Here is a 20,130-nt window from a genome sequence, read left to right as displayed (position 1 = left end):
AGAATATTGCACAATCATGGTTAAAGACTTATTGCGTTCCAATCAATAACGATAAAATCCCGGCTGCAATTAATGGCCCGACTGGGACACCACGAAGTACCGCCACACCTGCGACCGTACCAATTAATAGACCTGCAACGACATCAGGCTGACTCGACATCAGTTTCACTCCGCGTCCACCAAGCCAGGCAACAAATAGACCGATTGCAATTGCCAGTAAAGATTTCCAGCTAAGAAAAGATTTCAGAATACTGTCACCGGGAATTTTTCCGCTAGCAATTGGAGCCAATACACCAATAGTTAAAATAATAATCCCGATATTTAGGCCATGTTGCTGTACATAAGGTAAGAGTTCATTGAGAGGCGTGATTTTTAATATGATCAACACGGCCGCAGCAATGGTCACAGCAGTATTATGACTAAAAATACCGCAAGCCAGTAGAACCAGAAGAACAAGCAGATTCAGATCAAATTGGGACATAAGGAGATAGGAAAAATGAAAAGTCACAGGATTATAGGCTTTTTAGCCATTTAAAGGGAGAAAGCCTTATAAGAACTGAATCTAGTTAGTTTTCGGTATAGAATGCGCCTATTGTTCGTTTAAACAGGTTCAGACAGATGCTATTGGAAAAAATGTTGCAATCACAAGGTTTTGGCTCACGAAAACATTGTCAGCAACTGATTAAAAATGGTGCTGTTTCGATTCAAGGCGAACTCATCGATAACCCCAAGCATAAGCTGAATCTGCAAGATCTGACTTTTAGCGTCTATGGTCATGAGTATCGCTATCGGGAAAAAGTATATATTGCGCTCAACAAGCCACAAGATTATGAGTGCTCACATCAGGCCACACATCATTTCAGTGTATTTGATCTGTTTGATGACATCCTGTTAAACCGTGGAATTCAATGTGTAGGTCGTCTCGATCAGGACACCACCGGACTGTTATTGCTGACGGATGATGGTCAGTTTTTACAAGCGTTGACCCATCCTAAGAAACATGTAGCGAAAGTCTATCAGATGACTACTGCCGATCCCGTGACAGATGAGCAGATTCAACAGCTTGAACAGGGTGTGGAATTGAGAAATGAAAAAGGCACCTTTGCTGCTACAGATATTGTTCGTCTGGATGACAATCGTCTGCAAATGACTATTCATCAAGGGGTTTATCATCAGGTAAAACGTATGCTGGCAGCTGTGGGCAATAAAGTAGAACAGCTGCATCGTGCTCAAATTGGTGCATTGGCCTTGAATGAACTGGCAATAGGGGAATGGACCTATCTGGACGCAGAACAAGTGGCACAGGCAAAATTCCGTACCGAATAAAGTCTGGGATTTATTTCAGGAAACAATAGAACGTCACAAATTCATTATCCTGAATAAATCCAAGTGACTCATAAAGTTTATGTGACTGATAATTGGTTTTTTGCGTTTCCAGGCTGATTCGAAGCGCATTTTCATGTCGGGCAAACAAGATAGCAGTGTCAATCAGTTGCTTGGCTGCACCATGCCGGCGATAAGGCGGACTAATATAGACATCGTCCAGCACATAATAAGTAGAACATGCGACTGAGGAAAATCTTAAATACAGCAGAATAAATCCGGTAAAAATCTCATCCTTAGTGTTGATAAAAATGACAGTTTGACCATCTTCAAAACGCTGTTTCAAAAACTCGTAAGATAAATCCAGATTGGAAGAAGTACCATAAAATTGACGGTACTCATCAAATAAAACGGCCAGGTTAGGTAGATCTTCTGACTGGGCACGTCGCACGATCATCGGCTTACTCCATGTTAATTTTATTATTTATCATTAACATCAAGCATAGCGAAGTTTGAAAGGAGAGAAACTTAAGAATTGTTCGTAAATGCAACAATGTTAAATTTTGTCGCTTTCACCTAAAATAGCATTCAGTTCTTCAAATAAATCAAAATGATCATCATCCAGATTCATTTCCTGATGATCTGCTGGAATCGCTGTAGTATTTGGACCTAAGGTTTGTTCTGCCTTAAGTTCATTCTGTTTCTGCTTGCGTAACTTGATCAGCTGTTCCAGATTAATATTCTGATTTTCAATCGAGAAGGGGATTGATTTGGTCAGAACCACCTGTTTAAAAAAAAGACGAACTGCCTGAGCCGGCGTAATCCCCAATTGTTTAAATACTGCAAATGCCTGTTTCTTTTCTTGGGAATCCAGGCGAATTTGATAAACTTCAGTTTTTCTCATAATATTTTCAAAGCTTTAAATTACTTAACTTTTCGCCTTATTCTAATCGATAACTTCGGGATTTCAATCCTCAAGTTGCCGTTTTTAGAAAATAATCTGTAATGACAAGAGATTTACAGTGTCAATTCAAGTTCAGAGCTAAATTGCATCTGCTTTTGGGTAATTGGATCCGTAAACTGAATGTGTTTGGCCAGTAGCTGTAAAGGTGCAGAAAAATCATCATCCGCCTTATGGCAAACCTGCGGATAAAAAGGATCATTCTGGATCGGAATCCCCAAATGACTTAAGTGTACCCTTAACTGATGTTGCTTTCCTGTATGTGGTTTTAGCTCATATTTGCCCCATTGCTGATCATGTTGCAGCAGTTGAATTTCGGTTTCGCTATTAGGCTCTCCTTCTACCACCTGCATGGTATAAAAGGGCTGGCCTTTTTCCATTTTCAACTTTGTGATGAGCGGAAAACTTAAATCATCACGATAAGCCGCAATTGCATGATAGGTTTTCTGTACCTGCCGAGTCGCAAACATCTGCTGATAAACCCCACGTGATTGCACACATTTTGAAATCAGCACCACTCCTGCTGTTTCACGATCCAATCGATGAATCGGGGTGAGATGTTCATTTCCAGTTTGCTGTTTTAGGCGTACCAGCAAGGTTTCCTGTACATATTGTCCAGTAGGACTCATGGTCAGAAAATGAGGTTTATCTACGACCAGCAGATGTTCATTCTCAAACAGAATATGATGCTGAAAAGGAACATGCACTTCGTGTGCCAAAAAACGATAATAAAAACAATGAGTATTCGCTTGAAAAGAACTTTCGATGCTTAAGGTATTACCCTGAGCATCATAAACCAGCCCATTATCGAAACGGGATTGCCATTCGCTTGACTCAATATGTGGAAATTGCGCACAGAGATAGGCATAGACTGTCTTGGGTGAATCAGCTATCGCTTGCAGGAATACTTTACTTGCCGTAACCCCATTCAGCATGGGTGGGTTAAATTCAACAGTTGAAGTCATCACAACGTGGATATATCTCTGGTCTGGAACGGATGCTGTGAAAAAATACAGTTTCTCACAGAGGTGAATAGGCTTTTAAAGCGTTGCGATGCTATCATAATTATTCTTTTTCATCATGTCGTGAGTAATATGCCTTATTCATTTAATGTCACTTTAAAACATGAAGATGACACCCAAAATCTGGCCAAAGTTCTGGCAAATAATTTTTCTTCGGGCGTTATATATTTGATTGGTGACTTGGGTGCGGGGAAAACCACGCTGACGCGTTATTACTTACAACAACTTGGTCATAACGGCTCAGTAAAAAGTCCGACTTATACGCTGGTGGAACCGTATCAGGTGAATGGTCAGGATATCTTTCATTTTGATTTATATCGTCTCAATGACCCTTATGAACTTGAATTGATGGGAATCCGGGATTATTTAGAAACTCCCAATGCGCTATTTTTATTTGAATGGCCTTCTAAGGGTGGCGATGAAATCCCGCAAGCCGATTTAATTATTGAAATTTTAAAATCAGAAGATGAGCTGACTCGTACCGCAAGTTTGATTTCTTCTAATCTGGCTTTACAGCAAGCTTTGGAGCGTGAATTCCCAAATGGTTGATGATTTAAGCATACGCCGTATCCGTGCACTTGATCCTGCGCTGGCGAACCAGATTGCCGCAGGTGAGGTGATTGAACGTCCTGCATCTGTGGTCAAGGAGTTGCTGGAAAACTCGATTGATGCAGGTGCGACCGAGCTGATCATCCGGGTGGAACAGGGCGGCAGTACGCTGATTGAAATCATTGATAATGGCCGAGGCATTCATTATGAGGATTTGCCACTAGCCGTGATGCGTCACGCGACCAGTAAGATTCAAACGGCTGAAGAGCTGCATGCGATTACCAGTTTGGGCTTTCGTGGTGAGGCGTTGGCCTCGATTGCTGCAGTGTCACGCCTGACTTTAACCAGTAGCCAGAATGAAGATGGTATTGGCTATCAGGTCGAAGTGAACGGTACGGCTTTTGATCATCAGGATATTCAACCGGTCGCAGCATCCAAAGGAACTCAGATCCGGGTGCAGGATTTATTCTTCAATGTTCCGGCGCGGCGCAAATTTCTGAAAAAGCCAGGCACTGAATTTGGACATATCGAAGAAATTGTCCGCCGTATGGCTTTAACGCATTTCGATATTCGCTTTGTATTGGAACATAACCAAACCATCAAGCTGAATTTGCCGGTTGCCGATAGTGGTGCTTTACGTTTTCAGCGTGTACAACAGCTACTCGGTCGTCAGTTTACTGAAAATGCCTACTGGATTGATGCAGACAGTATCAATATGTGTTTATCAGGCTGGCTCGGACATCCTTCGGATGCACGGGCTCAAGCCGATCTGCAATATGTCTATGTGAATGGCCGGATCGTTAAAGATAAGACCATTTCGCATGCCCTGCGCATGGCCTATGATGGTATCCTGCATGGCCATCAGCATGCAGCTTATTTACTATTTCTGGAGATCGATCCAGAAAGCATCGATGTGAATGTGCATCCGACTAAACATGAAATTCGTTTCCTGAACCAGCGTGAAGTACATGAATTTGTACGTCACTATGCCAAGGAAACCCTGGCACAGTTCCAGACCGCGACCGTTGATCTGGCTGAGGCAATGAAACCTGAGACTGAAGCTGTTGCGATAACACCTCAGCCGCGCTATCAGGAGCAGTTTAGCCTGCATCAGTCCGTAGCCACTCAACCGGTTATTCCAGTCACATCTCCGTATCGTCAGCATGAAGAAGAAGCTTCTGATGTGTTAACGGATTTCGAGTCATCAGGTCCACAAACTGTGCATTATGCGCAGGATTATAATAAGTCATATTCGGGTTCACAACAGCTGAATAATGCCTTGAAAAGTTATCTCGCGCCGTTAAGAGAAACTGAACCGGAAATCAATAATTCAGCATCGGATACATTTCAGTCACATTTACAAAGTAAAGTAGATGAGCATCCTTTGGGGATTGCGATCGCTCAACTGCATGGTATTTATATTCTGGCGCAAAATAACGAAGGCCTAATCATCGTAGATATGCATGCGGCGCATGAGCGTATTCTACTGCAACAGATGAAAATGGCTTGGGATAAACCAGAATTCTGGATATCCCAGCAATTGCTGATTCCTAAAGTGGTGAGCATTAGTCGTATGCAAGCCATGCGTGTTGACGAGCTCAAAGATCAACTCGCTCGTTTAGGCCTGGAAATTGACCAGTATGGTCATGAACAGGTCATTGTACGGGGCGTACCGGCCATTTTGCATAAAGCTGATTTTGATGCCTTGATCCCTGAATTATTGAATGATCTGGATCCTAATGATCAGGGACAGGGTTTAATGCAGAAACGTGACCAGATTCTTGCAGGTATGGCCTGTCATGGTGCAGTACGTGCACATCGAATGTTGAGTCTGTCAGAAATGAACGCTTTGCTGCGCCAGATGGAACAAACTGAATTTGCGAGCCAATGTAATCATGGTCGTCCAACCTGGCGAGCATTTCCATTGTCTCAACTTGATAAACTTTTTGCTCGGGGAGAGTAGCCTTACATGTCCAATCAACTGCCGGTCATCAATTTAATGGGACCAACTGCAAGCGGTAAAACTGCTTTGGCATGTGAACTATACGAGCGAGGTCATTTTGAGCTGATTTCTGTCGATTCTGCGCTAGTTTATCGGGAAATGGACATTGGTACAGCGAAACCTTCTAAAGAGGAATTAAAGCGCTATCCGCATCATTTAATCGATATTATTAGTCCGCTCGAAGTCTATTCTGCAGCAAACTTTGTCGAAGATGCTTGCCGTCTGATTGATGATATTCATGCACGTGGTAAAACTCCAATTCTGGTGGGTGGCACCATGCTGTATTTTAAGGCCTTACTTGAAGGCTTGTCTGATAATTTACCAAGCGCAGATTACGCGGTGCGTGCCCAGATTGAAGAGAAAGCAGCTCGTGAAGGGTGGGAAGCGGTGTATGCTAAATTATGTCAGGTAGATCCCTTGGCGGGTCAGAAATTTAAAGTGAGTGATAAACAGAGAATTATCCGCGCATTAGAGGTTTTTAAGCTAACAGGTGAGCCGATTACAAAACTACAAGCAGAACAACCAAAAAATTTACCATATCGTTACAGTTTCTATAATTATGCCTTAATGCCTGATCGGTTAGAATTGCATAAGCGTATTGAAAAACGTCTTGAAATTATGTGGAAAAACGGATTTTTAAATGAAGTTAAAGGATTAATGGGAAAATACGATTTTGACGAAAATTTACCCTCAATGCGTTCAGTAGGTTACCGCCAAGCCATAGAATTCTTAAAAAAAGGTGACCTAAGTCATGAAAAACAACAGGAAATGGAGGATAAGGCTTTATTTGCGACACGACAACTTGCCAAACGTCAATATACCTGGTTGAGATCTTTGCAAGAAAAGCATAAATTTACAACATATTTTACGCTCGAGCAGGCCCAAGAAGACTTGCGAAACTGTCACGGATAAAGCAAAATTTGAGTACTATCTTTTTTATAATTTTTAATTGAAAAATAGAGATAGTTTTTTGCGCTGATTTTTAAATTTTTGGAGTTATAACATGTCTAAAGGTCAAACTTTACAAGATCCATTCTTGAATTCTCTCCGTAAGGAACGTATTCCAGTTTCTATCTTCCTAGTAAACGGTATCAAATTACAAGGTCACATCGAGTCTTTTGACCAATACGTTGTATTATTAAAAAATACAGTAAGCCAAATGGTTTACAAACACGCGATTTCTACAGTAGTACCTGCACGTAATCCTCGTCCAGCTGGTGCTCCTGCTGGTCCACAAGGTGCGGGCTTCGGTGGTCAAGGTGGCGCGGGTGGCTTCGGTGGTCAAGGCGCTGCTGGTGGCTTTGGCGGTCAAGGTGGCTTCGGCGGTCAAGGTGCTGGCTTCGGTGGTCAAGGTGGCTTCGGTGGTCAAGGCGGCTTCGGTGGTCAAGGTGGCTTCGGTGGTCAAGGTGGCTTCGGTGGTCAAGGTGCTGGCTTTGGTGGTCAAGGCGCTGGCTTTGGTGGTCAAGGCGCAGGTTTTGACAACGATTCAAAATTTGAAGATTCTTCTGACGACGAAAACAATCGTTAATCGGATCTGAAATAGAAAGCCTCTTAATAAGAGGCTTTTTATTATTTAAAGAATTAAGTCATTAAAAAAGCCAGCATAATGCTGGCTTTTCTTCTCTTAAATTAACGAACGCGTTTAGGATCTAGCTGTGGATCTTTAATTTCTACATAGGCATTGCTACGGGTTTCACGTAACCAGCTATCTAGCTCAGCATCAAACTGGCGTTCACCCAGAATCTGGCGGGCCATACGTTCCTGATATTCCTGAGTCATATCCTGTTGACGTGTATCGGTCACTTGCAGGATATGCCAGCCAAATTGTGACTGGAATGGTTCACTAATCTGACCTACTGCCGTACTTTTCATACGCTGTTCAAATTCAGGTACCATGACACCTGGGCTGACCCAGCCTAAACTGCCGCCATCACGCGCTGAACCTGTGTCATTAGAGAAAGTAGACGCCAATACTGCAAAATCTTCACCTTGCTTAAGACGCGTATACAAGCTATCAATCATCTGCTTAGCATTTTCCGGGCTAACCACTTCTGATGTTTGAATCAGAATATGACGAGTCTGGTATTGAGGTACCAGTGCTTTTTGTTCACCATCTTTACGCTCTAAAAGTTTCAGGACATGCACGCCATCTGCCGCAGGAATTAGCTCAGATGTTTGACCCGCTTGCAAAGTAGAAACACGTGCAGCGAGTTCGCCTGGAATTTCTGATAGGTTTCGAACACCCATATCAGATGCATCTACTTTAATATCGCCAGTTGAATATTTTTTGCTGATCGCCTGAATATCATTGCTGCTGCTTAAATCATTTCTTACTTGCGCAGCAATCTGTTGAGCATTTTCTCCGGTTATACGTAAATGCAGAACATGTACCTGGCTACCTAACAAAGCTTGACCTTGTGGTGTATTCAGGAAGTTTTTAACATCTTGATCACTGATTTGAATACGTGAATTTACTGCTTGCTGACGTAAACGGCTAAGTGCTAGATCTTCTGCAATACGGTTACGTAAAGAGGCATACGTATTCGGCGCGATAGCATCCAGTTTTTGCTGGAAAGCTTCCAAGCTAGGGGAGCCTGAATCACGTGCTACTTTAAGCACTGCTTCATTTAAAGATTTTTCATCTGGACGAATATTGTAGCGTTTAACCTGTTCCAGTTGAGCCTGACGTACAATTAGCTGTTCAAGTGCTTGTTGTTCAAGATAAGGTTGCGGTGGAACAGGCTTGTTTTGCTTTTGCAACTGGTGAGAAATTTCAGCAACGCTTTGTGCCAGATCACTACGCAGAATAGCGCTATTGTCGACAACAGCTACAACTTCATCTTTAGGTTGGGCAACAGCAAAAGTCGTCATCGCTGAAGAAAGACATAGCGCAAGTGCGGTCGCTTTAAAAATTTGTTTTAACTGTTTTGTCTTCATTAACGTTCTGTCCAAGTTTGATTGATATTGTTAAAACCTAGAATACGATTTTCTAGTAATGAGGTTAGCTTGTTGCTTAACCCGCCAAGACCTTTAAGCGTTACTTCAGCCATCACTGCACGTTTCGCTTTCACATCCGGGTCATTGATATCGTCTAGGTCATTGTAGTATGAGCGGCCATAGACAGATACTCCCCAACAGCATGACTCATAGTTTACGCCAAGTAAATATTCACGTGCGACACTATTGTCCAGGTCAAATTGTGCATGGCCGACCAGACGCCAGTTATTGGCAATTGGCTGGATAAATGAGCCAACCACCTGATCATAACTTTCCTGGCGGTTTGGAATATCTTTACGATAGAAATAGCCTACGTTATATAGATTGCCCTGATCGCCCGTATAATAAACCTGTACATCACGCTGGGCATTGGAGCCATTCGACATCCAGCTAGAATTTAGGTTGACATGCACGTTTTTGTTTAACTGACTTCTAAGCTGAATAACTGGACCAGTATGGCTTTCACGATCAAATTTATCTGCTTCACGATCTAATGTGACACGGCGATCTTCAAAGAAGAAACTTTGTCCCACACTGGCGCGTAATCGCTCTAAACCTTCTTCATTAAATAAACTGTAACTAAGACCTAAAGAAGCAAAGTTATTGTCTTCTAAGCGGTCATTACCATAGAAGCGGCGTGCACTAAATAATTGATCATAATTAATTGAGGCTACGACAGAGTCAAAGTTTGGCTGATTGCGCTGATTTTCATATGGTGAATAAGCGTAAAACAGGCGAGGCGTCAAGGTCTGTAAATAGCGACCATCTTTTTCAAAAATTAAACCGGTGTCCAGCGTAAATTGTGGCACTACGATAGAATGATTTTCACTTGATGAGCTGGTTTGATTATTATTAATACGATCAATAGTATCTTGATCATAGAAAGTATTGATATTGCGTAATGTCGCCTGAGGAATGAAGAATGACCAAGGGGTAAAGTGATTATAGCGTACCGAGAAATCATTATAGATGCGTGTACCACTTGGTTGATAGATGGCTTCATCACCGGTATCAATATTTTCAGTATTTCTGATGTCTTTCTGGAAATAAGCCGTATCGTTATTAAATTCGTATTGTAAACCCAGTGGGTTACCGGTCTTATAATTCACCAAAAGCTGCGGCAAACGCGCATAAGGGCGGTCCTCATCCAGAACGGCAGGATCAAGCGTCTGGAAATCTTCAACTTTAAATTGAGCTTTTAAGCCGGGGATACCATTTTTATAATTAACTTCCCAAGCACGGCGCAAGTTCAGGTCTGTTTTTGAATCTGGGTTATTATCCAGATCGGCAAAAAAGTCCTTGTCTGATGCGTAATTATATTCAAGATTTGTTGAGAACTGATCGTTGATTTGCCAGTTATGCAGGAAGTGCAGGTCTTTACGGTCTTTATTGCTATAACTTTCATCAGATGGCAGGTAGCCACCCCAAATCCGGCCTTCACCATAGTTTTCTGTTAGATAACGAAACTCGCCATCCAGCATCGCACCACGGTCACTAATATAACGTGGCGTAATGGTCGCATCATATTGTGGTGCCAAATTGAGATAAACCGGTACACCCAATTCCAGGCCGCCATCATTGGTAAATCCGAAAGTTGGCGTCAGAATCCCAGTGGTACGGCGATCATCGATTGGGAAGTTAAAATAAGGAACAGCCAGTACCGGAACATCTTTCACATAGAGCTTGGTATTTCGGGTTTCACCACGACCGGTTTCCTGATTCAGCTTGATTTGATCTGCCTGAATTTTCCAGGTCGGTTTCTGTTCAGGTGGACAGGTAGAATAGGTGGCATTTTCTAGTTCAAGCGTATCGTCAGAGGTTTTGGCAATCTTTTCAGCACGGCCATGCGCATGTTGTTCTTCGGCAATGAAGAAACTGTTGTTTAAGTCACCTTGCTGGGTTTTCAGGTTGTAATTGATATCATCGCTTTGCGAAATCAAGCCACCTTGGGCCAATTGGACTTGACCTTCTGCCTTAGCATAGGTTTGAGTCTGATCAATCGTCACGCGTTCCGCACGAATCTGGCGACCTTCCTGATCAATGACCACATTGCCTTCTAAGTAGGAATCACCGGCCGGATTATAATGACCATAGTCTGCAGTAATGGTTGAAGTTGCCTGTTCAGGGTCAATCGTCGGTGCATCAGGTGCAATTGGAGTGACCCAGGCGCCTTCACAATAGGCTGAACTGAGGTATTTACCTTGACGCTGCTGTGCTTCTGGTGAAGATTTATCTACATAATATTGTGAGAAGAATGCTTCACCGGGATAGGTCTCATTAATGCGCTGTTTAAGTTGTTCCGCATTTACATTGGATGAGTCATTTGATGCAGCATAGCTTGAGACCGAGCTACTACATAAAAGGGTTAAGATCGCAGTCGCTAGAGGGTTTATTTTAAAGTGATGCTTCATTTGTCTCATTAACCAATCATGCTTTTATCGCAATTAATTATTGTCGCATCATAGAGAAAAAGTTGATAAGTAGCTACACTTAGCACTTTAAAAACTCAGCCTGTACTAGAATTTATTGCAAATGAATACTCAACGCGAACAATTGATACAATCTTGGATTGCTTCTGTACTCGGTTCAGATCAATTTGAAACACATTTTTTAGCAGGCGATGCAAGTTTTCGTCGTTATGCACGAATCAAACTGAATAATAAAACATTTATGCTCATGGATGCACCACCAGAAAAAGAAGATTGTGTGCCTTTTGTGACGATTGATGAATTTTTTGATGCCCATGGCGTACGTGTTCCACACATCGTGGCCAAAGACCTGGAAAATGGTTTTTTGCTGCTCGAAGATTTTGGTGATGTGCTGTTGTCAAATCTGCTGAATGATCAGACGGTTGATGCCTATTATGAGCAAAGTTTTAAACAGCTGATTCAGCTGCAGTCCATTCCTGGAGAAGGTCAGTTTCCTGCTTATTCTTATGAGAAGCTTATTTCTGAAATGGAGTTGCTGACTGACTGGATGCTACCTGCTCTAAAAATCCAGCCTACTGAAGCGGAATCTGCTTTGATCAAGCGCACATTTGCGATACTGGCGAATGCTGCTTTGGCACAACCTCAAGTCATTGTGCATCGTGATTTTCATAGCCGTAACCTGATGAAAATCGAAAATGAAACCGAACTGGGTGTGATTGATTTTCAGGATGCAGTGATTGGTGCTGATACCTATGACCTGATCTCTATTACCCGTGATGCTTATGTACAGTGGAATGCAGATCGCGTGTATCGCTGGTTTAAAGTGTTCTATGACCTGTTACCAGCAGCGGCAAAACAGGACCGTGATTTCGAACAGTTTAAAAAAGATGCGGATATGATGGCGATTCAGCGTCATATCAAGATTTTAGGTATTTTCGTACGTCTATTTGAGCGAGATGGGAAATCTGGCTATCTAAAAGACCTGCCACGTGTGATGTGGTATCTGCTCGAAGAAACCAAAGACTATCCAGAATTACAGCCATTTATGCAGTTTATTCATGAAAAAGTGATGCCAGCTTTTGAAGCAAAATATGGTTCATACGAGGTAGCGGCCTAAATGAAAGCGATGATTCTCGCGGCTGGCTTGGGCAACCGCATGCGTCCTTTAACTTTGCATACGCCAAAACCTTTGCTGGAAGTTGGCGGCAAACCATTAATTGTCTGGCATATTGAAAAACTGGCTGCGATGGGTGTGAATGAAATTGTCATCAATACTGCCTGGCTAGGTGAAAAACTGGCTCAGGCTTTGGGTGACGGTTCACAGTTTGGTGTCAAGATTTTGTGGTCACATGAAGGTGAAGGGCTGGAAACAGCCGGTGGCATTATTAATGCTTTACCACTTCTGGGTGATGAGCCTTTTATTCTGGTCAATGGTGATGTCTGGACAACCATGGACTTTGCACCTTTATTGAATGTTGAGCTGGGTGAAAATCTGGCACATCTGGTTTTGGTACAAAACCCGGAGCAGCACCCTAACGGTGATTTTACACTTGCAGACGGTAAGGCTTATACCTTTGACCAGCAGGTGGCGGGTGAAAACCTGACTTTTAGTGGTGTATCAGTGATTCATCCGAAAATGTTTGCAGGCTTAGAGGCTGGAAAACGTCCTTTAGCACCACTATTAAAAGCAGCAATGCTGGAAAACAAGATTGCTGCTTCTAAATTGACAGGTATTTGGGTGGATGTGGGAACACCTGAGCGTTTGAATGCACTGGATTTAATGATCCGAGAAGGGAAGTCTGCTTAAGTGAATATTCACTAAGCACTCCCTACTGTGCCAATATAGAGAAAACGGTATACTTCCACTTAACTTTTTCGAGCGTTAATTGTTTATGCACACGTTTTTTCAAGAACTAAAGCAGGGTAGCCAGGCTTTAGGTTTAGAGCTGTCTGATGAAGCTTTAAATTTATTACTCAAGTACCAGGACGCTTTGGTGCTGTGGAATAAAGCATACAATTTGACTGCAATTCGTGATCCTAAGGAAATGCTAGTTAAGCATCTGCTTGACAGTTTGAGTATTCTAAAGGATTTGCCTGCAGGTCGTTTGCTCGACATCGGGACTGGTGGTGGTATGCCGGGCATGATCATTGCTTTATGTCAGCCTGAGCGTGAATGTGTACTACTGGATTCAAACGGTAAAAAAATTCGTTTCCTGAAGCAGTTTATTGCAGACCTAAAATTAAAAAATGTCATTGCAGTACAAACCCGTGTGGAAAATGAAGACAGTATCAATGAGCTGGGTCAGTTTGATGTGATTACCAGTCGTGCATTTGCTTCATTGACAGATTTTGTGAATGCATCTAAACCGTATATGCATGAGCAGAGTATTATTGCTTCCATGAAAGGTTTGATTCCTGAAGAGGAAGTGGCAGCGTTAAAAGATGAATTTAGCTGTCAGATTATTGAACTGAAGGTTCCGCGCTTGGACGAACAACGTCATTTACTTCTATTAAAACGTATTTAAAATTTTTGAAGGATCGGGGTCAACATGGCACAAATTATTGCGATTGCCAACCAGAAAGGTGGTGTCGGTAAAACCACAACCGCAGTAAATTTGGCGGCATCTCTCGCTGTGTTAAAAAAACGCGTTTTGCTTGTGGATATGGATTCTCAAGGTAACGCGACCATGGGGTCGGGGATTCAGAAAAATGACCTGCTGTATTCAGTGACTGATGTATTGCTAGGTGAAGTGCCGATTGAAACTGCGATTACTAAAGCTGAAGTCGGATATAAGGTTTTAGGGGCAAACCGTGATCTGGCTGGTGTGGAGCTGGCGATTGCCGAGCAAGAAGGCCGTGAATTCATTTTGCGTGAAGCTTTGCAGGAAATTGAATCCTCATTCGACTATATCATTGTTGATTGTGCACCAAGCTTAAGCTTGATCACCGTGAATGCATTGGCAGCGGTGGATGGTGTCATCATCCCGATGCAATGCGAATATTATGCATTGGAAGGTTTGGCTGATCTGACACAAACCATCGATCGAATTCAGCAGGCACTTAATCCAGACCTGCAGATCGTGGGTGTATTGCGTACTATGTATGATGCACGAAATGCCTTGACCCGTGATGTTTCAGAAGAGTTAGAGCAATATTTTGGTAAAAAACTTTATGAAACCGTGATTCCACGTAATATCCGTCTGGCTGAAGCGCCGGCACATGGTCTACCAGTGATTTATTTTGAAAAAAGTTCAAAGGGTGCAGTTGCTTACTTGAATCTGGCAGCTGAAGTATTAAAGAAAAGCAAAGTGAAAAAAGGAAGTAAAGCATGACCGTCAAGAAACGTGGACTCGCCAAAGGTCGTGGTTTAGATGCCTTGCTGGGATCAATTCAAAAAGAAAAATTACAACTCGAAGCACAAGGTCTTGATCATGGTCAGTTGAAACAGATTGATGTCAATCTGCTGAAACGTGGTGAATATCAGCCACGTCGCTATATCAATGAGCAGGATCTGCAGGAACTGGCAGCATCGATTGAAAAGCATGGCATCATGCAACCGATCGTGATCCGTCCGGTCGATGATGAACGCTATCCATACGAGATTATTGCGGGTGAGCGTCGCTGGCGTGCGGCCCAACTGGCAGGCCTGACTGAAGTTCCTGCGATTGTGCGTGAGCTGAATGATCAGGTCGCAATTGCATTAGCTTTAATCGAAAACATTCAGCGCCAGGACCTGAACCCGATTGATCAGGCGATGGCTTTGCAGCGTTTCCATGACGAGTTTGGTTTAAGCCATCAGGAAATTGCCGATACTGTCGGTAAGGCGCGTACCACAGTGAGCAATCTGCTGCGTCTGCTAACTCTGGCTGAAGAAGTAAAAGACTTTATGCAGCAGGGCTTGCTGGATATGGGACATGCACGTGCCATCCTGACTTTGAAGGCTAAAGATCAGCTTAAAGTTGCTGAGATGGTCATTGAAAAAAGCCTATCAGTACGCCAAACCGAACAGTTGGTACGCGACTACAATGCACCGAAAACAGAAAAACCAAAAGCAGCGATTGCGCCAGACATTCAGCAGCTGACTCAGCGTCTGTCTGAGCGCTTTAGTGCGGATGTTAAAATTGACTACAACAAGCAAGGAAAAGGCAAGCTGGTCATTAGCTATCATTCTTTAGAAGAGCTGGATGGGATTCTTTCGATCCTGGGCGAAGAATAATTAATTTAAAATTTGTTTTTATTGGGGAATAAATCAGATGTGGGAATTGGTTAAAGCAGGCGGCTGGTTGATGCTGCCGCTAGTATTGTGTTCGATATTTATGCTGGCGATCTCGGTCGAGCGCTTCATTCGTTTAAAAAAGAGTCTGGTACTGCCCAACTCACTTCTGATAGGTCCTGCACAAAATGCAGACCAAGCCATGCAAAAGCTGCAACAGAGTTCAGCTTTGAAAAACAGTACTTTGGGTCGTGTATTTACTGCTGGTTTTGAAGCGCGTCACCAGTCTGAGCAATATGCTCGTGCTCAGATGGAAGTGATAGCTTCACAGGAAATTGGCTATCTGGAAAAAAATATTAATTTTCTGGGTACTTTGAGCGCAGTAGCGCCTTTACTCGGTTTGCTGGGTACAGTCATTGGGATTATCGAATCATTTTTAATGATTGATGTCGGTACTAATAGTGACCCGGTGTTAATGATGCCCGGTATTTCCAAAGCACTGATCACAACAGCAGCGGGTATGTTGATTGCTATTCCTGCTTTATTTGCACATCGTTATTTCCAGCGTCTGGTTCAGGAATATGTGGCGGAACTTGAACAGCAGGCAACCTTATTTCATGCCAACCTGTTCTATTTGAATGCTTCAGATGATGTAGAAGAACGCATCAAGAAAGCAAGCTAGGAGCAGGGGCATGAAATTTAAACGTAATCAGGTGGAAGATGTACATATCAATCTGACGCCCATGATTGATTGCCTGCTATTTATTTTGGTCTTTCTGCTGCTTTCAACCACGTTTAACCAGATGAGCCGGATGAACCTAACGCTTCCAGATGCGCAAGGTGTGCCGCCCAAGAATTTTGACCAGAAAATTGAAGTGATTGTGGATGCCAATGGTCACTATGCCGTGAATGGTCAGTCTATTGCCAGTAAAGATGCAGCAGATTTAAATACGGCAATTAAACAGATTTCGAATGAACGTCGTGATTTAATGTTTGTCATTGCCGCTGATGCAAAAGCGACACATCAGGATGTTATTCGTGTCATGGACGTTGCAGGGCAACTTGGCTTTGTTAATGTCAACATCAGTACGAAAGTACCAACTCGAGGTTATTAGTGAAGCACGATTTTAAGGTCTATCTTCGCCTTTTAAACTATTTAAAACCATTTTGGGGCACAGCCTTAATTGTCCTGCTTGGTTTCTCTATGAATGCGGCGACAGAAGTTTCTGTAGCCAAATTACTGGAATATATCATTGAGGCGATACAAAACAGAGACCAGGGTTTCACCTTACTTTTCCCATTCTTAGTGGTAGTACTGATGTTCTTCCGGGGCTTAGGCCTATTCCTCGGTGGGTATTATACGGCGGTCATCTCCCGTAATCTGGTATTTAATATTCGTCAGGAAGTCTTTGCCAAAATATTGCGTTTGCCTGCGCAATATTTTCTGGACAATACCAGCGGTCATATTACGGCCAAAATTATGTATAACGTTGAGCAGCTCACCGCAGCCTCAACTGAAGCACTTAGAACGATCATTCAGCAAGGTCTGATCACAATTGCCTTATTGGGATATCTTTTATATACCAACTGGCGTTTAACCATGTGTATTCTGATCTTTGGACCTGTGATTGGTTTTGTGATCAGTAAAGCCTCAAAACGGATGCGCAAGCTATCACAACAGGTTCAGGACACCATGGGTGATGTGAACCATGTGGTTCAGGAAACTGTAAATGCCAATCTGATTGTCAAAGGTTTTGGTGGTCAGATTTATGAGCAGGAACGCTTTAAACAGAATTCCTTGGAAAATCTACGCCGTGGCTTAAAGATGGTGGCAGTGCAGCAGCTGAACAGTCCAGTGGTACAGCTGATCATGTCAGTTTCACTCAGTATCGTGATGTATATTGCGTTGCGCCCACAAATTCTGGGAGATACTACTGCGGGTGAATTTGTTGCTTATATTACAGCTGCAGGCATGTTGGCACGCCCAATCAAGACATTAACTGATGTGAATGAAAAAATTCAGCGTGGTATGGCGGCTGCACATTCTGTGTTTGAATTGCTAGATATGCCTGAAGAACATAATACTGGCAAACTCAATGATGCCTTAAAAGGCAATATTCAATTTAAAGATGTTAATCTGGTTTATGGCGATAGTCACCATGCGATTCATGACTTTAACCTGGAAGTGAGAGCGGGCGAGACTGTCGCATTGGTTGGACGTTCAGGAGCAGGCAAAACCTCTCTAGTGAATCTGTTAGTACGTTATCAGGAAGCTACATCCGGGCAAATTTTGCTGGATCAAAAACCGATTACTGATTATGAATTGACTGCTTTACGTACCCAGATCGCGATGGTAAACCAGCAGGTAGTGCTGTTTAACCGTACTGTCCGTGAAAATATTGCTTATGGCCAGCTAGAAAGTGCGAGTGATGAAGAAATCATTGCAGCAGCAAAAGCCGCCTATGCGCATGATTTCATTATGGCCTTGCCACAAGGTTATGATACGCCACTAGGTGCTCAAGGTCTGAATCTGTCAGGTGGTCAGCGTCAGCGTATTGCGATCGCCCGTGCTATTCTGAAAAATGCACCGATTCTGATTCTGGATGAAGCGACCAGTGCGCTGGATAATGAATCTGAATACTTTATTCAGCGTGCCTTTGATCAGGCGATGCAAGATCGAACTACGATTGTGATTGCGCATCGTCTATCCACGATTGAAAATGCCGACCGCATTGTGGTGATGGATCAGGGTCGTATTATAGAGCAGGGTAATCATGCTGAGCTGATTGCACGTCAAGGTGCTTATTATCAGCTGCACCAACGTAATTTCGAGGAACATTAAGTCATGGCTTTGGCACAGATCATTCAGGATGCTTGGAATACACAGGCAAAGTGGCTGGTTGTGCTGCGTCCTTTGTCCTGGCTTTACCGCTTGGGTTTTGTCAGCAATCACTGGCTTTACCGAAAAGGAATCAAGAAAAGTTATACCGCACCTATTCCAGTAATGGTGATTGGGAATATTACCGTAGGTGGGAGTGGTAAAACACCTTTACTGATTCATCTGGTGGATTACCTTACTGAAAAAGGCCTACGGATTGGTGTGATCAGCCGAGGTTATGGTGGTAAAGGTCCTTTTCCAGCCTATGTCGATTTAAATACCTTGCCTGAAGTGGTGGGAGATGAACCGGCCTTAATTGTGCAAGCGACTGGTGTGCCGATGGCTGTGGGGCCAAATCGCCAGAAGAGCATTGAGCTTTTGCTAGAAAAGCATGCACTGGATTTAATCATTTGTGATGACGGTTTGCAGCACTGGGCTTTAAATCGTCAGATTGAATGGATTGTGCTGGATAATAACCGAGGCTTGGGCAACCAGAAACTTTTACCTGAAGGTTATCTGCGTGAACCCGTTACCCGCTTAGAAGAGGGTACCGTAATTGAACATGCAGCAAATCCAGTTTCACCTTTGCATATGCATCTTGCAGCCTCTCAGCCCTATCTATTAAATCAGGATGTCATCAAAAGCTTTGATCCAACTGCGGCTTTTTATGCAGTAGTCGGCATCGGTTTTCCGCAGCGTTTTTATCAAACGCTAGAACATCTGGGGCTGCAGCAATTTCAGTGTCACGAATTTCCAGACCATCATGATTATGAAATTGAAGATCTACAATTCGATGACAATAGTCCGATTATTACTACTGAAAAAGATGCAGTTAAAATTATGGCATTACTCAAACAGTATCCAGATTATCAGCGGGATATCTGGGTGGTGCCGGTCGATGCAGTCTTGTCACCTGCCTGTTATACAATATTGCAGCAGCAATTAGAGCAACAGGGTATTTCTATTTCTTAAGGTTTATTTACGATGAAACATATAGTTATTCCTGCACGCTTCTCCAGTTCACGTTTGCCGGGTAAACCTTTGCTGGAAATCCATGGTCGTCCAATGATTCTGCGTGTCGTGGATCAGGCTAAAAAAGTACAAGGCTTTGATGACCTGTGTGTGGCGACAGATGATGAGCGTATTGCTGAAGTCTGCCGTACTGAAGGCGTTGATGTGGTCCTGACTTCAGCAGATCATCCATCAGGTACGGATCGTCTAAGTGAAGTAGCTCGAATCAAGGGCTGGGCGAGTGATGACATTATCGTGAATGTACAGGGTGATGAACCTTTATTGCCGGCCCAGTTGGTTAAACAGGTGGCGCAACTTTTAGAAGATCAGCCAGCTTGCTCAATGTCGACTCTGTGTGAGCCAATTCATCATTTAGAGGAATTTAAGCGTGACAGCATTGTTAAGGTTGTGATGTCTAAGCACAATCAGGCCCTGTATTTTAGTCGTGCTACGATTCCTTATGACCGTGATGGTGCCAAACTGGCTAAACAAAAACTGCATGATTGGGCTTATCGTCATTTGGGTTTATATGCTTACCGAGTAAAACTGCTACAGGAATATGTAACCTGGGAAATAGGTGTGCTGGAAAAACTGGAATCTTTAGAACAGTTACGTGTACTGGAAAATGGTCACCGTATTGCCATTGCTGTGGCAGAAGCCAATTTACCGCCAGGTGTCGATACGCAGGAAGATCTGGACCGCCTGAACCAGATGGATCCATCTTCTTTTGCTTAATTTGAGAATT

22 protein-coding genes are annotated in these 20,130 nt (G+C 43.1%); 16 read left to right on the top strand and 6 right to left on the bottom strand.

Annotation, left to right across the window (positions count from 1 at the left end; all coding sequences use genetic code 11):
- Nucleotides 1–28: 28 nt before the first annotated feature.
- A complete protein-coding gene (locus RJ01_RS07550) occupies nucleotides 29–481 on the bottom strand; it encodes a DUF441 domain-containing protein (protein WP_034170593.1) in 453 nt (150 codons plus the stop codon).
- Nucleotides 482–618: 137 nt separating this feature from the next.
- Here RJ01_RS07550 and RJ01_RS07545 point away from each other — a divergent pair, with 137 nt between their 5' ends.
- Nucleotides 619–1,326 (top strand): pseudouridine synthase, encoded by a 708-nt coding sequence (locus RJ01_RS07545; protein WP_005236177.1) that lies wholly within the window; start codon nucleotides 619–621, stop codon nucleotides 1,324–1,326.
- A gap of 10 nt (nucleotides 1,327–1,336) precedes the next feature.
- Here the strand turns inward: RJ01_RS07545 and RJ01_RS07540 are convergent, their stop codons facing one another.
- From RJ01_RS07540 to RJ01_RS07530, 3 genes are all read right to left on the bottom strand, one after another.
- On the bottom strand, nucleotides 1,337–1,780 hold the full coding sequence (locus RJ01_RS07540; protein ID WP_034170592.1) for a GNAT family N-acetyltransferase: 444 nt from the start codon (nucleotides 1,778–1,780) through the stop codon (nucleotides 1,337–1,339).
- Between the two features lie 99 nt (nucleotides 1,781–1,879).
- Nucleotides 1,880–2,227, bottom strand: a complete 348-nt coding sequence (locus RJ01_RS07535) for a type II toxin-antitoxin system RelB/DinJ family antitoxin (protein ID WP_034170591.1) — start codon at nucleotides 2,225–2,227, stop codon at nucleotides 1,880–1,882.
- Between the two features lie 113 nt (nucleotides 2,228–2,340).
- On the bottom strand, nucleotides 2,341–3,249 hold the full coding sequence (locus RJ01_RS07530) for an RluA family pseudouridine synthase (RefSeq protein WP_034170590.1): 909 nt from the start codon (nucleotides 3,247–3,249) through the stop codon (nucleotides 2,341–2,343).
- Nucleotides 3,250–3,378: 129 nt separating this feature from the next.
- Here RJ01_RS07530 and tsaE point away from each other — a divergent pair, with 129 nt between their 5' ends.
- From tsaE to hfq, 4 genes are all read left to right on the top strand, one after another.
- Entirely contained in the window at nucleotides 3,379–3,855 is a 477-nt protein-coding gene (gene tsaE / locus RJ01_RS07525; RefSeq protein ID WP_034170589.1) for a tRNA (adenosine(37)-N6)-threonylcarbamoyltransferase complex ATPase subunit type 1 TsaE, read from the top strand.
- Entirely contained in the window at nucleotides 3,848–5,818 is a 1,971-nt protein-coding gene (gene mutL, locus RJ01_RS07520; protein WP_034170588.1) for a DNA mismatch repair endonuclease MutL, read from the top strand. Before tsaE ends, mutL begins: the two co-directional genes overlap by 8 nt.
- Before the next feature lie 6 nt (nucleotides 5,819–5,824).
- Nucleotides 5,825–6,769 carry a tRNA (adenosine(37)-N6)-dimethylallyltransferase MiaA gene (gene miaA, locus RJ01_RS07515; RefSeq protein ID WP_034170587.1) on the top strand — a complete coding sequence of 315 codons (945 nt, stop codon included), beginning with the start codon at nucleotides 5,825–5,827 and terminating at the stop codon, nucleotides 6,767–6,769.
- A gap of 91 nt (nucleotides 6,770–6,860) precedes the next feature.
- Nucleotides 6,861–7,385 (top strand): RNA chaperone Hfq, encoded by a 525-nt coding sequence (hfq, locus tag RJ01_RS07510; RefSeq protein WP_034170586.1) that lies wholly within the window; start codon nucleotides 6,861–6,863, stop codon nucleotides 7,383–7,385.
- A gap of 101 nt (nucleotides 7,386–7,486) precedes the next feature.
- Here the strand turns inward: hfq and RJ01_RS07505 are convergent, their stop codons facing one another.
- Together RJ01_RS07505 and lptC are read right to left on the bottom strand one after the other, a co-directional pair.
- Nucleotides 7,487–8,794: a peptidylprolyl isomerase gene (locus tag RJ01_RS07505; protein ID WP_034170585.1), complete on the bottom strand. Its 1,308-nt coding sequence runs from the start codon at nucleotides 8,792–8,794 to the stop codon at nucleotides 7,487–7,489.
- Nucleotides 8,794–11,265, bottom strand: a complete 2,472-nt coding sequence (gene lptC, locus RJ01_RS07500) for an LPS export ABC transporter periplasmic protein LptC (RefSeq protein WP_034170584.1) — start codon at nucleotides 11,263–11,265, stop codon at nucleotides 8,794–8,796. The genes RJ01_RS07505 and lptC overlap by 1 nt, the downstream gene beginning before the upstream one ends.
- 121 nt (nucleotides 11,266–11,386) lie before the next feature.
- Between lptC and RJ01_RS07495 the strand changes: the two genes are divergently transcribed.
- The 11 genes from RJ01_RS07495 (at nucleotide 11,387) to kdsB (ending at nucleotide 20,120) form a co-directional block, all read left to right on the top strand.
- On the top strand, nucleotides 11,387–12,400 hold the full coding sequence (locus tag RJ01_RS07495) for an aminoglycoside phosphotransferase family protein (RefSeq protein WP_034170583.1): 1,014 nt from the start codon (nucleotides 11,387–11,389) through the stop codon (nucleotides 12,398–12,400).
- Nucleotides 12,401–13,090: an N-acetylmuramate alpha-1-phosphate uridylyltransferase MurU gene (murU, locus tag RJ01_RS07490; RefSeq protein ID WP_034170582.1), complete on the top strand. Its 690-nt coding sequence runs from the start codon at nucleotides 12,401–12,403 to the stop codon at nucleotides 13,088–13,090.
- Nucleotides 13,091–13,175: 85 nt separating this feature from the next.
- Complete coding sequence (gene rsmG, locus RJ01_RS07485; protein ID WP_004784021.1) at nucleotides 13,176–13,808, top strand: 16S rRNA (guanine(527)-N(7))-methyltransferase RsmG; 633 nt, start codon at nucleotides 13,176–13,178, stop codon at nucleotides 13,806–13,808.
- Between the two features lie 24 nt (nucleotides 13,809–13,832).
- Nucleotides 13,833–14,615 carry a ParA family protein gene (locus RJ01_RS07480; protein WP_034170581.1) on the top strand — a complete coding sequence of 261 codons (783 nt, stop codon included), beginning with the start codon at nucleotides 13,833–13,835 and terminating at the stop codon, nucleotides 14,613–14,615.
- Nucleotides 14,612–15,499 carry a ParB/RepB/Spo0J family partition protein gene (locus RJ01_RS07475; protein ID WP_034170580.1) on the top strand — a complete coding sequence of 296 codons (888 nt, stop codon included), beginning with the start codon at nucleotides 14,612–14,614 and terminating at the stop codon, nucleotides 15,497–15,499. Before RJ01_RS07480 ends, RJ01_RS07475 begins: the two co-directional genes overlap by 4 nt.
- Nucleotides 15,500–15,684: 185 nt before the next feature.
- Entirely contained in the window at nucleotides 15,685–15,729 is a 45-nt protein-coding gene (locus tag RJ01_RS16845) for a tetracycline resistance efflux system leader peptide (protein ID WP_224214002.1), read from the top strand.
- Nucleotides 15,726–16,178, top strand: coding sequence for a MotA/TolQ/ExbB proton channel family protein (locus tag RJ01_RS07470; protein ID WP_227504408.1), 453 nt, complete (start codon nucleotides 15,726–15,728; stop codon nucleotides 16,176–16,178). The genes RJ01_RS16845 and RJ01_RS07470 overlap by 4 nt, the downstream gene beginning before the upstream one ends.
- A 10-nt stretch (nucleotides 16,179–16,188) precedes the next feature.
- Complete coding sequence (locus tag RJ01_RS07465; RefSeq protein ID WP_004784014.1) at nucleotides 16,189–16,611, top strand: biopolymer transporter ExbD; 423 nt, start codon at nucleotides 16,189–16,191, stop codon at nucleotides 16,609–16,611.
- Nucleotides 16,611–18,338 (top strand): lipid A export permease/ATP-binding protein MsbA, encoded by a 1,728-nt coding sequence (gene msbA, locus RJ01_RS07460; RefSeq protein ID WP_034170578.1) that lies wholly within the window; start codon nucleotides 16,611–16,613, stop codon nucleotides 18,336–18,338. Before RJ01_RS07465 ends, msbA begins: the two co-directional genes overlap by 1 nt.
- A gap of 3 nt (nucleotides 18,339–18,341) precedes the next feature.
- Nucleotides 18,342–19,346 carry a tetraacyldisaccharide 4'-kinase gene (gene lpxK / locus RJ01_RS07455; RefSeq protein WP_034170577.1) on the top strand — a complete coding sequence of 335 codons (1,005 nt, stop codon included), beginning with the start codon at nucleotides 18,342–18,344 and terminating at the stop codon, nucleotides 19,344–19,346.
- Nucleotides 19,347–19,358: 12 nt separating this feature from the next.
- Nucleotides 19,359–20,120, top strand: coding sequence for a 3-deoxy-manno-octulosonate cytidylyltransferase (gene kdsB / locus RJ01_RS07450; RefSeq protein WP_034170576.1), 762 nt, complete (start codon nucleotides 19,359–19,361; stop codon nucleotides 20,118–20,120).
- Nucleotides 20,121–20,130: the final 10 nt, after the last annotated feature.

The organism is Acinetobacter sp. YZS-X1-1 (genome assembly GCF_000804305.1).
GTDB lineage: Bacteria > Pseudomonadota > Gammaproteobacteria > Pseudomonadales > Moraxellaceae > Acinetobacter > Acinetobacter variabilis.
The sequence above is the reverse complement of the archived record's forward strand: the minus strand, read 5'-3'. Positions and strand labels throughout refer to the sequence as shown.

Coding starts and splice junctions, on each gene's coding strand:
- RJ01_RS07540 (WP_034170592.1), bottom strand. CDS start 1,780: ATGATCGTGCGACGTGCCCAGTCAGAAGATCTACCTAACCTGGCCGTT.
- RJ01_RS07475 (WP_034170580.1), top strand. CDS start 14,612: ATGACCGTCAAGAAACGTGGACTCGCCAAAGGTCGTGGTTTAGATGCC.
- RJ01_RS07465 (WP_004784014.1), top strand. CDS start 16,189: ATGAAATTTAAACGTAATCAGGTGGAAGATGTACATATCAATCTGACG.
- lptC (WP_034170584.1), bottom strand. CDS start 11,265: ATGAAGCATCACTTTAAAATAAACCCTCTAGCGACTGCGATCTTAACC.
- mutL (WP_034170588.1), top strand. CDS start 3,848: ATGGTTGATGATTTAAGCATACGCCGTATCCGTGCACTTGATCCTGCG.
- RJ01_RS07495 (WP_034170583.1), top strand. CDS start 11,387: ATGAATACTCAACGCGAACAATTGATACAATCTTGGATTGCTTCTGTA.
- RJ01_RS07545 (WP_005236177.1), top strand. CDS start 619: ATGCTATTGGAAAAAATGTTGCAATCACAAGGTTTTGGCTCACGAAAA.
- miaA (WP_034170587.1), top strand. CDS start 5,825: ATGTCCAATCAACTGCCGGTCATCAATTTAATGGGACCAACTGCAAGC.
- RJ01_RS07505 (WP_034170585.1), bottom strand. CDS start 8,794: ATGAAGACAAAACAGTTAAAACAAATTTTTAAAGCGACCGCACTTGCG.
- RJ01_RS07535 (WP_034170591.1), bottom strand. CDS start 2,227: ATGAGAAAAACTGAAGTTTATCAAATTCGCCTGGATTCCCAAGAAAAG.
- hfq (WP_034170586.1), top strand. CDS start 6,861: ATGTCTAAAGGTCAAACTTTACAAGATCCATTCTTGAATTCTCTCCGT.
- murU (WP_034170582.1), top strand. CDS start 12,401: ATGAAAGCGATGATTCTCGCGGCTGGCTTGGGCAACCGCATGCGTCCT.
- RJ01_RS07550 (WP_034170593.1), bottom strand. CDS start 481: ATGTCCCAATTTGATCTGAATCTGCTTGTTCTTCTGGTTCTACTGGCT.
- kdsB (WP_034170576.1), top strand. CDS start 19,359: ATGAAACATATAGTTATTCCTGCACGCTTCTCCAGTTCACGTTTGCCG.
- RJ01_RS07530 (WP_034170590.1), bottom strand. CDS start 3,249: ATGACTTCAACTGTTGAATTTAACCCACCCATGCTGAATGGGGTTACG.
- tsaE (WP_034170589.1), top strand. CDS start 3,379: ATGCCTTATTCATTTAATGTCACTTTAAAACATGAAGATGACACCCAA.
- lpxK (WP_034170577.1), top strand. CDS start 18,342: ATGGCTTTGGCACAGATCATTCAGGATGCTTGGAATACACAGGCAAAG.
- RJ01_RS07480 (WP_034170581.1), top strand. CDS start 13,833: ATGGCACAAATTATTGCGATTGCCAACCAGAAAGGTGGTGTCGGTAAA.
- rsmG (WP_004784021.1), top strand. CDS start 13,176: ATGCACACGTTTTTTCAAGAACTAAAGCAGGGTAGCCAGGCTTTAGGT.